The sequence below is a fragment of the Lactiplantibacillus sp. 30.2.29 genome, assembly GCF_018991255.1.
GTDB lineage: Bacteria > Bacillota > Bacilli > Lactobacillales > Lactobacillaceae > Lactiplantibacillus > Lactiplantibacillus pentosus.
Map to the genome: position 1 here is coordinate 12,836 of NZ_JAGYGU010000007.1, position 12,908 is coordinate 25,743.

The window sequence follows — 12,908 nt, forward strand, 5'->3', positions numbered from 1 at the left end:
AAATGATATTTAGTCCCAGTATTGACGCATTTGGTAACGTTTTAGGTCGTAACTATCATACCACTTTTTCTGGGTTCCATATAATGTGATTTATTATTCATTCTATCCCATAATCCATAGACAACCGCTTACATTATCGTTATAATTGTTAGTGGAATTATCTTTTTACACTATTTATTCAAGGGAGTTGTTACGCAATGGCAAAGAAAAATATTGTCGTTGTCGGTGCGGGGTTTGCTGGCGTTTACGCAACCAAAAAACTGTCCAAGCATTTTAAGAAAAATCCGGACGTTGAGATTACGTTAATTGACCGACATTCATACTTCACGTATATGACTGAATTACATGAAGTTGCCACGGAACGGGTGGAACCTGAGCATATTCAATATGATTTGCAACGGTTGTTCGCACGACGCAAAAATGTCCGTTTAGTTACGGATACGGTTACCGGCATTGATAAGGATGCCCAGACGGTCACAACTGAGCATGGGAGTTATCAATATGACCAACTGCTCATTAGTCTTGGTGGTGAATCCAATGATTTCGGCACGCCTGGGGTTAAGGAACACGGCTTTGAATTGTGGTCCTTCGAACAAGCGATGGCTTTGCGGTCACATTTATCAGCAATTATTCGGCGGGGCGCGGCAGAGCTCGACCCTGCAAAACGCAAAGCGATGTTGACGTTCACCGTCTGTGGTTCCGGATTCACAGGGTCCGAACTGATTGGTGAACTGATTGAATATCGGGACGTCTTAGCACGGGACAACAAGCTCGACCCGAGCGAGATCACCTTACAATTAGTGGAAGCCGCCCCAACCATCATCAACATGCTCAATCGGACGCAAGCTGGTAAGGCTGAAACCTACATGAAGAAGCATGGTGTGGATATCATGACCAACTCCATGATTACGGAAGTTTTCGAAGACCACGTCAACTTAAAGGGCAAAGATCCGATTCAGACTTATACGTTGATCTGGACAGCCGGTGTGCGGGCCAACAGTATTGTCAAGAAGTTCGGTATCGAAACCAATCCACGGGGTGGTCGGCTGGTCGCCAACGAATTCATGCAAGCTAAGGACAGCGATAACATCTTCTTAGCTGGTGATTCAACGAGTTACCAAGAACCTGACCAACCACGCCCAGTCCCACAAATCGTTCAAGGGGCTGAAGAAACTGCGGCTAAAGCGGTCGAAGGTATCATCAAGAACGTCGACAAGACCGATGTAACGATCAAGCCATTCAAAGGCGCTTATCAAGCATCCGTTGACTCGATTGGTTCTAAGTATGCCGTGGCTCAAGTCCTCGGCAAGTGGAACGTTTCAGGCTTTGTTGCCGTTCTATTGAAGCACGCGATCAACTGGTTGTATTATGTTCAGATTTTCTCTGGCTACTACCTATTCCAGTACTTCATGCACGAATTCTTCCGGACACGCAACAACCGGAACGTCTTCCGCGGCTGGGTCTCACGTGCCGGTAACGTCCTCTGGAGTGTGCCATTACGGTTCTTCTACGGCGCAATGTGGTTGTGGGATTGCTGGACAAAAGTTCAGGGTTCTGAATCGTGGTTCACGGACAAGTTACGTTTACCGTTTGCCTGGCTGCAAGCTGCCGCAACTAGTGGCGCTTCCGAAGCAACTAAGGCGGCTGCAACCAGTGGGGCCTCAGAAGCGGCTTCATCGACTGCCACAGCGGCTAAGGGTGTCTTCAGTCTTTCCTATATGTATGGTAAGGAACCACTGATGGTCTTTGATAAAATGCCACACTGGTTCGAATCAATCACCAAGTTCTTCGTACCAAACATGCAAATGGCGCTCTTCTTCCAGAAGTTTATGACCTGTGTTGAAATCGTCATCGCCCTTTGCATCTTCTTCGGACTATTTACTTGGTTTGCCAATGCAGTCACCATCGGCTTAGTCGTTGTCTTCTGCTTATCTGGCATGTTCTACTGGGTCAACATCTGGATGGTCTTCGTCGCACTCGCTTTGATGAACGGGTCTGGTCGGACATTTGGTTTGGACTACTGGGTCGTTCCGTGGATGCAAAAGCACCTCGGGCACTGGTGGTACGGCAATGTTCGTTCCCATTACGACGGTGTTAAAACCCGCTAGATGCGTTATAATTAATTAAATCCTTTCCCGATGGTTCGAGGGTGATTATTTTCCCTTGAACCATTTTTTACGTGACTGATTGGAGGGTTGACGATGCGTAAATTACGGGCAATGATCCGAACGTTCAAACGCTACGGGGATATGATCAAACCATTTGATATCATTATTATTGTTGCGTTGATTATCCTATCGTTCACCCCACTAGCGATTTTTTCATATCAGCAAAAACAGCAGGCCGACCGCGCAGCTTTAGTCGCCAAAAAGCAAAAAAGGGCCAAGCAGCAAACGACATATACCGCCGTCGTTTCACACGATGGTACGGTCCTCAAGCGCGTCAATATTACGAAGCTGAAACGGACGACGACCTTCACGTATCGTGACAGTCATGGTCATTACAACACCATCACTTTTGCCCCCAAGCGGGTCGCCATCACGAAGGCCAACTGTTCTGATCAAGTTTGTGTGCGCCGGGGCTGGATTCATAAACCTGGCCAGACGATCGTTTGTTTGCCACACAAACTCTTGGTCGAGATCAAGTCCAGCAATGGTCACGTCAAATCAGGTGGCAACGGGCTAGTTACGGAGTAAAGCATGCATAATTCATTTGAACAATCGAATAAAACTCATCGCAATATTTATATTGCACTGCTCGTCGCCCAGGGGGTCATTATTGGGATTCTGGAACGGATGATTCCCTTCCCGTTTGCCTTCGCGCCGGGTGCCAAACTGGGACTGGCTAACCTCATTACGATCGTCGCCATCTACACGCTTTCGTTACGAGATGTCATCACCCTGACTTGGTTACGGCTGATTTTAACGGCCCTGATTGGCGGCACCCTGTCGACCTTCCTGTATAGCTTTGGCGGTGCGTTTCTCAGCTTGTTCGCGATGCTAGCTGTGAAACAATTAGGGCCACGACGCGTGAGCATCATCGGTATTTCAGCGACCGGCGGCGTCATGCATAACGTCGGCCAACTGCTTGTCGCAAGTCTTATCGCCCAGACTTGGACGGTGATGCTATACCTGCCGATACTATCGATTATCGGCTTGGCAGCTGGTATCGCACTGGGTATCACAGCCAATTACTTGTTCACGCACGTGACGACGCTTCGTTATCTCAGATTCAATCGGGAACACCTCTCAGGTCAAAAGAAGGAGTAACATTTTATGCCATCGACAACGCAATTACATCCAATTTGGCGTGATTATCCGGCGCTGCAGCCTGAATTGCAAGACGTCATGCAACTGATGACGACGAACATCAACATCCCGGATAAGGCCATCAATGACGCCATTTTGGCAATGATTCATGGGGGTGGTAAGCTTCTCAGGCCAGCTTACTGTCTCCTATTCTCACAATTCAAGACGACCGACCGTCAACGCATGGTTGCACTCGCCGCCTCACTAGAGACATTGCATACCGCCACACTGATCCATGATGACATTGTGGATGATGCAGCGCTGCGGCGACACCATGTCACGATTCAAAAACAGTTCGGTAAGGATACGGCCGTGTACGCGGGTGATTACCTGTTCGTGGTCGTCTTTAAAATCCTAGCGCACTACTCGAGTAGCTTTAAGAGTATTCAGCTTAACTCAGAGAACATGGAAAAGATTCTGATGGGCGAGGTCCAACAAAAGGATCGCCACTATCACGTTGACATTACTATGGCGGAATACCTGCAACAGATTCAAGGTAAGACGGCGGAACTGTTCGCATTGAGCTGTTTCTTAGGCGCCTATGAATCTGGTCAAAGTCAGCGGTTCGCACAGCGGGCCCGCCAAGCAGGACTTGCAATCGGGATGGCCTTTCAGATCTTAGATGACATTTTGGATTACCAAGAAAGTCCAGCTGAGACGGGTAAGCCAATTCTCGAAGACGTCGCTGAGGGCGTGTATACATCGCCTTTAATCTATGCCCTCCAGACAGACGCCAAGGCCGATTTATTGCCGTTAATGAGCTTACAAGGGGCAATCACGCCTGCTCAACGCCAACGAGTCCAGCAACTGGTCATTGATGCTGGTGGCGTAAAACGTGCACAGGAATTAGCGACTAAGTACACGCAGGAGGCCCTCACCCTACTAGAAAAACTCCCTGATCAGCCAGCCAGAACTGACCTGATCAACTTAACGCGGCAACTGCTGAATCGCCATAATTAGCCCCCAATACGGCTGTCGTAAGCATTCAGCGCTGGCACTGATCTGAGGGCCAATTCAGCTTCAGCACTTCGACTTGCAATGCTAGTAACATAGCGTTACGTCCCAGGGCTAACTAAGCGTGACACGTTGGTAGCAGCACCGTCAATGTATCCTCGATTCATAGGCGGTTCCAATTTCATCACTGAATCGCACTGACAAAGACTGGCTCTTCACATCTTCATCTGTGCAAATCTCAAAATCGCCTTCTCAGGGTCTCATTCGAGACTGGAGAAGGCGATTTTTTTGTCATATCAAAAAGGCCGTTGACCCGGAAAACATCCAGATCAACGGCCTTGTAACTAGCACCAAAAAAAATCACTTAGAACTGCGATATGCCATCTATGTCTAACCATAAACAACTTCCGAACTAGACTTAGTTGCTATTCTGCAAGCAACCACCATCATAGCGTCCGTCAATCATCAGTCCCAGTGATCCGTAAAACAATTTTAACTAGTCAACGAGTTCCAAGACAACCATTTGTGCACCGTCGCCACGACGAGGCATAGTCTTGTAAATTCGAGTGTAACCACCATTGCGGTCAGCGTATTGAGGACCTAAGTCACTAAATAGCTTTTGCAATGCAGTTTGTACAGCCACGTTGTCGCCATCTTCTTTAACATCGGCAACGACGTCACGCATGAACGTAGCGGCCTTACGACGGGCGCTTAAATCACCCTTCTTAGCCAATGAAATCATCTTGTCAGCAGTTGAACGAACTTCCTTGGCACGGGCTTCGGTCGTTTCGATCTTGCCGTTAACGATCAATGACGTGGTCAAATCACGTAATAATGCACGACGTTGTGAACTTGTACGTTGTAATTTACGGTAACTCATGAACGGATATCCTCCCTTGTATTAGTCTTCTTTGCGTAATGATAACCCAAGGTCAGCTAATTTTGCTTTAACTTCCTCGAGTGACTTGCGTCCAAGGTTGCGAACCTTCATCATATCAGCTTCAGTTTTGTTAGTTAATTCTTGGACCGTGTTGATACCAGCACGCTTCAAGCAATTGTATGAACGGACGGAGAGATCTAACTCTTCAATCGTCATTTCTAACATCTTTTCCTTATGCGTTTCTTCCTTCTCGACCATCACATCAGTGTTTTTAGCTTCATCAGTGAGATTTACGAAGATTGAAAGGTGATCAGTCAGGATTTTGGCTGATAGACTAATGGCTTCACTTGGAGTGATTGAACCATTTGTCCAAACGTCTAAGGTTAACTTATCGAAATCATCACGTTGACCAACCCGAGTCGTTTCAACTTGGTAGTTGACACGTTCGATTGGAGAATACAATGAATCAACAGCTAAAACGCCAATTGGCATGTCATCTTCACGATGTTTGTTATCCTCAGCGGAAACATAACCACGACCAGTATTTACGGTCATACGCATATGGAAGTGTGCCCCGTCTGCTACAGTACAAATTGGCAAGTCAGGATTTAAGACTTCTACATCAGCATCGCCAATGATATCACCGGCAGTTACGTTTGCAGGTCCCTTAACGTCGATTTCCAACGTCTTGGTTTCGTCTGATTCTAACTTAAGTGCAATCTTCTTAACGTTCAAGATAATTGCCGTAACGTCTTCCGTTACGCCTTCTACCGTTGAAAATTCATGAAGAACACCATCAATTTGAATACTAGTAACAGCAGCGCCAGGTAAAGAAGAAAGAAGAATCCGACGAAGTGAATTCCCTAAAGTTGTACCATAACCGCGTCCAAGCGGTTCTACAACAAACTTACCATAGTTGTCGTTTTCATCAATTTTATGAATGTTAGGTTTTTCAAATTCAATCATTCTTATCTTTTACCCCTTTCAAAACGCGTGGTGTTTAGTAGTTGTGCGTACAAAATGAAGTTTGCCCTCAAAATGAACGTCACAGATTAAACACGACGACGCTTTGGAGGACGAGAACCATTGTGAGGCACTGGCGTCACATCGCGAATGGCGCTAACTTCCAAACCAGTAGCTTGTAAAGCACGGATAGCGGCTTCACGACCTGAACCAGGGCCCTTAACAGCGACTTCAACAGTCTTCATGCCATGTTCCATTGATGCCTTAGCAGCAGCTTCTGCGGCCATTTGAGCAGCAAAAGGTGTTGACTTACGGCTACCCTTGAAACCTAATGAACCAGCTGATGACCATGCAACGGCGTTCCCTTGCATGTCAGTGATCATAACAAGTGTGTTGTTGAACGTTGAATGGATGTGAGCCACACCAGATTCAATGTTCTTCTTTACCCGACGACGACGGGTTGTCTTTCTAGTTGCCATAAAATTCGAAAACCTCCTTTATTATTATTTTTTACGTCCAGCGATGCTGACCTTTTTACCCTTACGAGTACGAGCGTTGTTCTTCGTGTGTTGACCACGAACTGGTAAACCACGACGATGACGCATACCACGGTATGAACCGATTTCTTGCAATAACTTGATGTTCATACTTACTTCACGGCGTAAGTCACCTTCAGTTTTGTAACCATCGACAACGGCACGGATCTTATCTTCCTGGTCAGGAGTTAAGTCACGTACACGAACGTCTTCTGAAACACCGGCTTCAGCAAGGATCTTCTGTGCAGAAGTGTTACCGATACCGTAGATGTAAGTCAAACCAATGACAATACGCTTGTCACGTGGTAAGTCAATTCCTTCAATACGAGCCATTAATATTTCACCTCCAACTTAATTAAATTATTTACCTTGGCGTTGCTTATGCTTTGGGTTAGCAGAGCAAATAATCATCACGCGGCCTTTACGACGAATAACTTTGCAGTGTTCGCACATTGGCTTTACAGATGGTCTTACTTTCATGAATTTTTACCTCCTATAAGGTACGTAGACCGAGCCTACTTGAAACGGTAGGTAATCCGGCCCTTAGTTAAATCATAAGGTGACATTTCAACTGTAACCTTGTCACCAGGCAAGATCCGAATGTAATGCATCCGAATTTTACCTGAAACGTGTGCCAAGATTTCAGCGCCGTTTTCAAGTTCAACCTTAAACATCGCATTAGGCAATGTTTCTTTAATGGTGCCTTGAATTTCGATGACGTCTTCCTTTGCCAAATACTGTCCCTCCTTATTCTCAGATTCCGTGCTGCCACGTATTTGGTCCTTTTATGAACCAGTCATTGTCTAATCATAACATTAAGAAAATATTAAATCAGTCAACGGCTAAACCTGAATAAGTTTATCACAACGGCCTTTGAAAAGCAAACGCCGAAGCTTAGGAACCCTGGTTTTAGAGGTTATCAAGAATGTGCTTGATATCTTTGTAGACATCATCAATGTCGCGATCACCGTCGACATTGTAGAGTAACTTCTCTTGACCGTAATAATCGATCAATGGCGTGTTCAACTTAACGTTGACATCCAAACGATTCTTAACGGTTGCAGGCTTGTCATCATCCCGTTGATAGAAATCATGACCACCACAGACGTCACAGGTTCCTTCTACCTTAGGCTTGTTGTACAACTTATGATAAGTTGCGCCACAAGTCCGGCAGATAAACCGTCCGGAAAGCCGTTCAACTAACACATCGGGTTCAACATGAATGTTGATGACCCCGTCTAAAGGTTTGTTGAGCTTCTCGCCGATTTCTTTTAAAGCATGAGCTTGATCGATGTTACGTGGGTAACCATCTAATAGGAAACCATTTTTCGTATCCGCTTCGGCCAACCGGTCTGAGACGATGCCGTTAGTGACTTCGTCTGGAACCAGGTTACCAGCATCAATATACTTTTTGGCTTCCAAGCCCATCTTTGTTTCGTTCTTAATGGCTGCCCGGAAAATATCTCCAGTTGAGATATGTGGAATATCAAAATCTTCAAGAATTTTCTGAGCTTGGGTCCCTTTACCGGCACCAGGTAGTCCCATTAAAATCAGGTTCATTGTTGACATGTTTTTCCCTCCAGAATGCACAAATGTGCTGAGTCTCCCCAACACATTCGCTGATTAACGAATGAAACCAACATAGTCTCGTTTCATCATTAATCCTTTAATTTGACGAATTGTTTCAAGGGCAACCCCGACAACGATCAGTAAACTCGTCCCACCTAAACCAATGGATTCATCCAGACCCCAAATATCAGAAGCTAATAATGGAATCAATGAAATCAACCCAAGGTAAAGGGAACCGACCGTACTTAACCGCATTAACAATTTTGAAACCCAGTTTTGAGTATCTTTACCTGGCCAAACACCAGGAATATAGCTGCCTTGCTTTTGTAAGTTCTTAGAGAGCTTTTCAGGATTGACCTGAACAAACGCATAGAAGAACGTGAAGAGCACGATTAGAACGGTATAAAGTATCGCACCAGTCGTTGACTGCATATTGAAGATATTACTCAAAACGGTATACCAAGTTTCGTCACCATGACTGGATTGGAAACCAAGTAAAATCGTTTGGGGCGTTGCAATGAAGGAACTCGCGAAAATGACAGGAATAACCCCGGCAACGTTCACCTTTAATGGTAGGTAACTACTGTCAGGTGCACCAGCTGCACGTCGAGTATATTGAATTGGAATTCGGTCGTTCGCTTGTTCGACCCACGTTACAAACATAACGATAATCAACACAAGCAGCGCTAAACCGACAACAAACAACCCACTCTTCCACCAATCGCTCTGTGAAACGTTAACGAACTGTTCTTGATAAATTTGATAAATCGAAGTTGGCATACGGGCGATGATCCCGGCGAAGATGATAATGGAAACCCCATTACCAATCCCACGATCCGTAATCATATCACCCATCCAAGTGGTCAACATTGCCCCACCAGTGAGGATAACCCCAATGGTCAGGTAAGTTGAAATGCTTGGATTATCAACCAGCTTAAGTTGACTCAATGAGTTAAACCCAGCTGTGATCCCAATCGATTGAACAAAGGCCAAGACGATCGTTAACCAACGCGTCGCTTGATTAAGCTTACGCCGACCAACTTCACCTTGTTTGCCCCATTCAACAAACTTCGGAACAATGTCCATTTGCAACAATTGAACGATGATTTGTGCAGTAATGTAAGGGGATACCCCCATAGCAAGGATGGAATAATTTGTTAAACCGCCACCACTGAATGTATTCAACATACTTATCAGCCCTGAAGATGCCACCGACTGAAGCGCCTGGGCATTGACTCCGGGAACTGTGATATAAGAGCCAAGACGAAATACAATCAAAACGCCCAATGTGAATAGAAGTTTATTCCGAATATCCTTTACTTTGAGAGCGTTCTTCATGGTAGTCAGCAAATTAGATCACCTCAGTTTTACCGCCAGCAGCTTCAATGGCTGCAACCGCCGTTGCAGAGAACTTGCTTGCCTTAACTGTTAACTTTTTGTTGAGTTTACCATTACCAAGAACTTTAACAGCAGAACTCTTCTTAACTAAGCCAGCTTCCTTTAATGATTCTGGTGTAACTTCGGCACCATCATCAAAACGGTTGAGGCCGTCAAGATTAACAACCGCATATTCTTTACGGTTAATGTTAGTAAATCCACGTTTAGGAATCCGACGGTACAATGGCATTTGGCCACCTTCGAAACCTACACGAACCTTACCACGCGCCTTTTGACCTTTTTGGCCACGACCAGAAGTCTTACCTTGGCCACTTGAGTCACCACGACCAATCCGACGACGTGAAAAACGTGAACCTTCACTAGGTGTTAATTCATGTAACTTCATTTAGTAGGCACCTCCTCTTTGAAAATTTGAATTACTTGATGATTTCGACATCGACTAAGTGTGCGATGTGGAAGATTTGACCGCGAGTAGCCGCGTCATCAGGTTTAATAACGGAACTGTTGATCCGGCCTAAACCTAATTCCTTAACGATTTTACGTTGCTTAGGAAGACGATGAGCAGCACTGCGTACTAAAGTGATCTTTAATTGAGCCATGTTGTTTGTCCTCCCTATTCAGCTAAATGTTCGGCTGAAACGCCACGTAAAGCAGCGACTTGTTCAGCAGTCTTTAAGCTCTTCAAGCCTTCGAACGTTGCACGAACAACGTTAACTGGCGTGTTTGAGCCTAATCGTTTACTAGTAACATCATCCACACCGGCTAATTCCATGACGGCACGAACGGCGCCACCAGCGGCAACACCAGAACCTTCAACGGCTGGCTTAAGCATGATGCGGCCACCACCGTAAACACCAAGTGCTTCATGAGGAATGGTGGTACCAACCATTGGTACAGTGATCAAGTTCTTTTTAGCAGCTTCGGAAGCTTTCCGAATTGCTTCTGGAACTTCTTGAGCCTTACCAGTACCGAAACCAACGTGTCCTTTGTGGTCCCCAACGATTACTAATGCAGCAAAACGTAAGCGACGACCACCCTTAACAACTTTGGTAATCCGGTTAATGGCAACAACATTATCGTCAAGATCTAATTTTGATGGATCAATGAAAGTCATATGGTATTATTCCTCCTTTGTTAGAATTTAAGTCCGTTTTCACGAGCGGCTTCAGCCAAAGCTTGAACCCGACCATGATATAAGTAACCGCCACGGTCGAAAACTACATCAGTAATTTTCTTTTCAGCAGCCCGTTTAGCAACAACTTCACCGACAGACGCAGCTTGTTCAGTTTTGTTGTTACCCTTAACTTCGCTATCTAAAGTTGAGGCACTTGCGAGCGTTACACCCTCTACATCATCAATAACTTGAGCGTAGATGTTTTTGTTTGAACGATAAACATTTAAGCGTGGGCGCTCAGCAGTACCAGAAATCTTACCGCGAACACGTGCGTGACGACGTTGACGTGTTTTGTTTTTATCTGGTTTGGAAATCACAATAGTCACCTCTATATATTAGTATGGACAGCTTTAAGCTGCATTATTTACCAGTCTTACCTTCCTTACGACGAACATATTCATCGACGTAACGAATCCCTTTACCTTTGTAAGGTTCAGGTGAACGAACGGCCCGAACTTCGGCAGCAAAGTCACCAACAGCTTGCTTACCAATACCAGAGATATTGATGTGCGTGTTGTCAGGAACTTCAATTGTCAAGTTTTCTGGCGTTTCGAATTCAACAGGATGTGAGTAACCAACGCTTAATACTAACTTCTTGCCTTGCAATTGGGCACGGTAACCAACACCGACCAATTGAAGGTTCTTAGTAAAGCCTTTAGTAACTCCTTCAACCATGTTGTTCACATTAGCACGGGTAGTACCGTGTAATGCCTTCATCTTGTAGTCATCTGATGGACGAGTGAATTTAACTTCGTTGCCTTCAACCGTCATCGTAATATCACTGGCAATGTTGCGCGTCAAAGTACCCTTAGGACCCTTAACCGTAACGACTTCACCAGCTTGTGATACTTCTACCCCAGCAGGTAGTTCAATTACTTTATAACCAATACGACTCACTTACTTGCACCTCCCGTCTTAATTAATGATTACCAAACGTAAGCTAATACTTCGCCACCAAGCTTCTTGGCGCGAGCTTCTTTATCAGTAATAACACCTTCTGAAGTTGAGATGATAGCAATCCCTAAACCGTTTAAAACCTTAGGAACAGCATCAGCCTTGACATATGAACGTAAACCTGGCTTTGAAATACGCTTCAAGCCACTGATTACACGTTCGTTGTCCTTACCATACTTCAAGAAGACACGGATGATGCCCTGTTTGTCATCATCGATATATTCAACGTCGCGAACAAAACCTTCATTCTTTAAAATTTCAGCAATGTTCCGTTTGATTTTTGATGCAGGAACTTCTAATGAATCGTGGCGTACCATGTTAGCGTTACGGATACGAGTCAAGAAATCTGCGATTGGATCAGTCATCATGAAAGTTTAACCTCCTTTAACTTGGGTTTATTTTTACCAGCTGGCCTTTTTCATACCAGGGATTTGACCTTTGTGGGCCAGGTCGCGTAAGCAGATACGGCACAAGTGGAATTTACGGTAAACTGAATGTGGACGACCACAACGTTCACAACGGGTGTAGTTTTGTACGTTAAACTTAGCACCGCGCTTTTGTTTAGCAATTTGTGATTTTTTAGCCAACTTCGATTAACCCCCTTCGGTTATTTAGCAAATGGCATGCCAAATTGAGTTAACAACTCACGTGATTCTTCATCACTATCAGCTGTCGTAACGATTACAATGTCTAAACCGCGAACACGGTTAACATTATCATAGTTGATTTCTGGGAAGATCAATTGTTCACGGACACCCAATGTGTAGTTACCGCGACCATCGAATGAACGAGTACTTACACCATGGAAGTCACGAACACGTGGTAATGAAACATTGATCAACTTGTCCAAGAAGTCATACATACGTTCACCACGTAAGTCAACCTTGGCACCGATTGCCATACCTTCACGAAGACGGAAACCAGCGATAGATTTCTTTGCCCGGGTAACCAATGGCTTTTGACCGGAGATCAAAGTTAATTCTTCAACTGCTTCGTCTAAGTTTTTAGCGTTGGTAACTGCATCACCAACACCCATGTTCAAAACGATTTTAGCCAGCTTTGGCACTTGCATTACTGAAGTGTAGTTGAACTTGTCAACTAATGCTGGGACGATTTCTTTTTCATATTGAGCTTTTAAACGGTTTTCCATGAAACTTGCTTCCTCCTTTCAG

Annotated in this window: 20 protein-coding genes; 4 read left to right on the plus strand and 16 right to left on the minus strand. The window is 45.0% G+C overall.

Annotated elements, in window-relative coordinates; all coding sequences use genetic code 11:
* The first annotated feature begins 197 nt into the window (after nucleotides 1-197).
* The 4 genes from KGF65_RS05170 (at nucleotide 198) to KGF65_RS05185 (ending at nucleotide 4,268) form a co-directional block, all read left to right on the plus strand.
* Nucleotides 198-2,108 carry an FAD-dependent oxidoreductase gene (locus KGF65_RS05170; RefSeq protein ID WP_050338972.1) on the plus strand — a complete coding sequence of 637 codons (1,911 nt, stop codon included), beginning with the start codon at nucleotides 198-200 and terminating at the stop codon, nucleotides 2,106-2,108.
* A gap of 93 nt (nucleotides 2,109-2,201) precedes the next feature.
* Entirely contained in the window at nucleotides 2,202-2,696 is a 495-nt protein-coding gene (locus KGF65_RS05175; protein ID WP_101873887.1) for a NusG domain II-containing protein, read from the plus strand.
* A 3-nt stretch (nucleotides 2,697-2,699) separates the two neighbouring features.
* On the plus strand, nucleotides 2,700-3,269 hold the full coding sequence (locus KGF65_RS05180; protein WP_216748202.1) for a Gx transporter family protein: 570 nt from the start codon (nucleotides 2,700-2,702) through the stop codon (nucleotides 3,267-3,269).
* A gap of 6 nt (nucleotides 3,270-3,275) precedes the next feature.
* The gene (locus KGF65_RS05185) at nucleotides 3,276-4,268 is read left to right on the plus strand and encodes a polyprenyl synthetase family protein (RefSeq protein ID WP_088769880.1); all 993 of its coding nucleotides are present in this window, start codon (nucleotides 3,276-3,278) and stop codon (nucleotides 4,266-4,268) included.
* A 490-nt stretch (nucleotides 4,269-4,758) separates the two neighbouring features.
* On the opposite strand, the gene rplQ is transcribed toward KGF65_RS05185, so the two are convergent.
* The 16 genes from rplQ to rplE all read right to left on the minus strand — a co-directional run bounded on the left by rplQ (nucleotide 4,759) and on the right by rplE (nucleotide 12,886).
* Nucleotides 4,759-5,142, minus strand: a complete 384-nt coding sequence (rplQ, locus tag KGF65_RS05190) for a 50S ribosomal protein L17 (RefSeq protein ID WP_003638087.1) — start codon at nucleotides 5,140-5,142, stop codon at nucleotides 4,759-4,761.
* Nucleotides 5,143-5,163: 21 nt separating this feature from the next.
* Nucleotides 5,164-6,108, minus strand: coding sequence for a DNA-directed RNA polymerase subunit alpha (locus KGF65_RS05195; RefSeq protein ID WP_216788189.1), 945 nt, complete (start codon nucleotides 6,106-6,108; stop codon nucleotides 5,164-5,166).
* An 86-nt stretch (nucleotides 6,109-6,194) separates the two neighbouring features.
* On the minus strand, nucleotides 6,195-6,584 hold the full coding sequence (rpsK, locus tag KGF65_RS05200; RefSeq protein WP_003638085.1) for a 30S ribosomal protein S11: 390 nt from the start codon (nucleotides 6,582-6,584) through the stop codon (nucleotides 6,195-6,197).
* A 24-nt stretch (nucleotides 6,585-6,608) separates the two neighbouring features.
* Nucleotides 6,609-6,974: a 30S ribosomal protein S13 gene (rpsM, locus tag KGF65_RS05205; RefSeq protein ID WP_003638084.1), complete on the minus strand. Its 366-nt coding sequence runs from the start codon at nucleotides 6,972-6,974 to the stop codon at nucleotides 6,609-6,611.
* 27 nt (nucleotides 6,975-7,001) lie between these two features.
* Nucleotides 7,002-7,121 carry a 50S ribosomal protein L36 gene (rpmJ, locus tag KGF65_RS05210; RefSeq protein ID WP_003638083.1) on the minus strand — a complete coding sequence of 40 codons (120 nt, stop codon included), beginning with the start codon at nucleotides 7,119-7,121 and terminating at the stop codon, nucleotides 7,002-7,004.
* A gap of 35 nt (nucleotides 7,122-7,156) precedes the next feature.
* Nucleotides 7,157-7,375: a translation initiation factor IF-1 gene (infA, locus tag KGF65_RS05215; RefSeq protein ID WP_003638082.1), complete on the minus strand. Its 219-nt coding sequence runs from the start codon at nucleotides 7,373-7,375 to the stop codon at nucleotides 7,157-7,159.
* A 175-nt stretch (nucleotides 7,376-7,550) separates the two neighbouring features.
* On the minus strand, nucleotides 7,551-8,201 hold the full coding sequence (locus KGF65_RS05220; RefSeq protein WP_278186153.1) for an adenylate kinase: 651 nt from the start codon (nucleotides 8,199-8,201) through the stop codon (nucleotides 7,551-7,553).
* 63 nt (nucleotides 8,202-8,264) lie between these two features.
* A complete protein-coding gene (gene secY / locus KGF65_RS05225; RefSeq protein ID WP_021337916.1) occupies nucleotides 8,265-9,560 on the minus strand; it encodes a preprotein translocase subunit SecY in 1,296 nt (431 codons plus the stop codon).
* A 1-nt stretch (nucleotide 9,561) separates the two neighbouring features.
* Nucleotides 9,562-9,993, minus strand: a complete 432-nt coding sequence (gene rplO / locus KGF65_RS05230; protein WP_003638079.1) for a 50S ribosomal protein L15 — start codon at nucleotides 9,991-9,993, stop codon at nucleotides 9,562-9,564.
* A 31-nt stretch (nucleotides 9,994-10,024) separates the two neighbouring features.
* Nucleotides 10,025-10,207: a 50S ribosomal protein L30 gene (gene rpmD / locus KGF65_RS05235; RefSeq protein WP_003638078.1), complete on the minus strand. Its 183-nt coding sequence runs from the start codon at nucleotides 10,205-10,207 to the stop codon at nucleotides 10,025-10,027.
* A gap of 14 nt (nucleotides 10,208-10,221) precedes the next feature.
* Nucleotides 10,222-10,722: a 30S ribosomal protein S5 gene (rpsE, locus tag KGF65_RS05240; protein ID WP_003638077.1), complete on the minus strand. Its 501-nt coding sequence runs from the start codon at nucleotides 10,720-10,722 to the stop codon at nucleotides 10,222-10,224.
* Between the two features lie 20 nt (nucleotides 10,723-10,742).
* Nucleotides 10,743-11,108 (minus strand): 50S ribosomal protein L18, encoded by a 366-nt coding sequence (gene rplR, locus KGF65_RS05245; RefSeq protein WP_033618852.1) that lies wholly within the window; start codon nucleotides 11,106-11,108, stop codon nucleotides 10,743-10,745.
* Between the two features lie 34 nt (nucleotides 11,109-11,142).
* Complete coding sequence (gene rplF, locus KGF65_RS05250; protein WP_003638075.1) at nucleotides 11,143-11,679, minus strand: 50S ribosomal protein L6; 537 nt, start codon at nucleotides 11,677-11,679, stop codon at nucleotides 11,143-11,145.
* 29 nt (nucleotides 11,680-11,708) lie between these two features.
* Nucleotides 11,709-12,104, minus strand: a complete 396-nt coding sequence (rpsH, locus tag KGF65_RS05255; protein ID WP_003638074.1) for a 30S ribosomal protein S8 — start codon at nucleotides 12,102-12,104, stop codon at nucleotides 11,709-11,711.
* Between the two features lie 33 nt (nucleotides 12,105-12,137).
* Nucleotides 12,138-12,323, minus strand: coding sequence for a type Z 30S ribosomal protein S14 (locus tag KGF65_RS05260; protein ID WP_003638073.1), 186 nt, complete (start codon nucleotides 12,321-12,323; stop codon nucleotides 12,138-12,140).
* A gap of 20 nt (nucleotides 12,324-12,343) precedes the next feature.
* Nucleotides 12,344-12,886, minus strand: coding sequence for a 50S ribosomal protein L5 (gene rplE / locus KGF65_RS05265; protein ID WP_003638072.1), 543 nt, complete (start codon nucleotides 12,884-12,886; stop codon nucleotides 12,344-12,346).
* Between the last annotated feature and the right edge of the window lie 22 nt (nucleotides 12,887-12,908).

Bases quoted from the DNA above. Each gene is read 5' to 3' on its own strand.
- rpsH (WP_003638074.1), bottom strand. From the start codon at position 12,104: ATGATGACTGATCCAATCGCAGATTTCTTGACTCGTATCCGTAACGCT.
- KGF65_RS05185 (WP_088769880.1), top strand. From the start codon at position 3,276: ATGCCATCGACAACGCAATTACATCCAATTTGGCGTGATTATCCGGCG.
- KGF65_RS05195 (WP_216788189.1), bottom strand. From the start codon at position 6,108: ATGATTGAATTTGAAAAACCTAACATTCATAAAATTGATGAAAACGAC.
- rplE (WP_003638072.1), bottom strand. From the start codon at position 12,886: ATGGAAAACCGTTTAAAAGCTCAATATGAAAAAGAAATCGTCCCAGCA.
- rpmJ (WP_003638083.1), bottom strand. From the start codon at position 7,121: ATGAAAGTAAGACCATCTGTAAAGCCAATGTGCGAACACTGCAAAGTT.
- KGF65_RS05175 (WP_101873887.1), top strand. From the start codon at position 2,202: ATGCGTAAATTACGGGCAATGATCCGAACGTTCAAACGCTACGGGGAT.
- rplQ (WP_003638087.1), bottom strand. From the start codon at position 5,142: ATGAGTTACCGTAAATTACAACGTACAAGTTCACAACGTCGTGCATTA.
- rpsM (WP_003638084.1), bottom strand. From the start codon at position 6,974: ATGGCTCGTATTGAAGGAATTGACTTACCACGTGACAAGCGTATTGTC.
- KGF65_RS05220 (WP_278186153.1), bottom strand. From the start codon at position 8,201: ATGAACCTGATTTTAATGGGACTACCTGGTGCCGGTAAAGGGACCCAA.
- KGF65_RS05180 (WP_216748202.1), top strand. From the start codon at position 2,700: ATGCATAATTCATTTGAACAATCGAATAAAACTCATCGCAATATTTAT.
- KGF65_RS05170 (WP_050338972.1), top strand. From the start codon at position 198: ATGGCAAAGAAAAATATTGTCGTTGTCGGTGCGGGGTTTGCTGGCGTT.
- rpsK (WP_003638085.1), bottom strand. From the start codon at position 6,584: ATGGCAACTAGAAAGACAACCCGTCGTCGTCGGGTAAAGAAGAACATT.
- rpsE (WP_003638077.1), bottom strand. From the start codon at position 10,722: ATGACTTTCATTGATCCATCAAAATTAGATCTTGACGATAATGTTGTT.
- rplO (WP_003638079.1), bottom strand. From the start codon at position 9,993: ATGAAGTTACATGAATTAACACCTAGTGAAGGTTCACGTTTTTCACGT.
- rpmD (WP_003638078.1), bottom strand. From the start codon at position 10,207: ATGGCTCAATTAAAGATCACTTTAGTACGCAGTGCTGCTCATCGTCTT.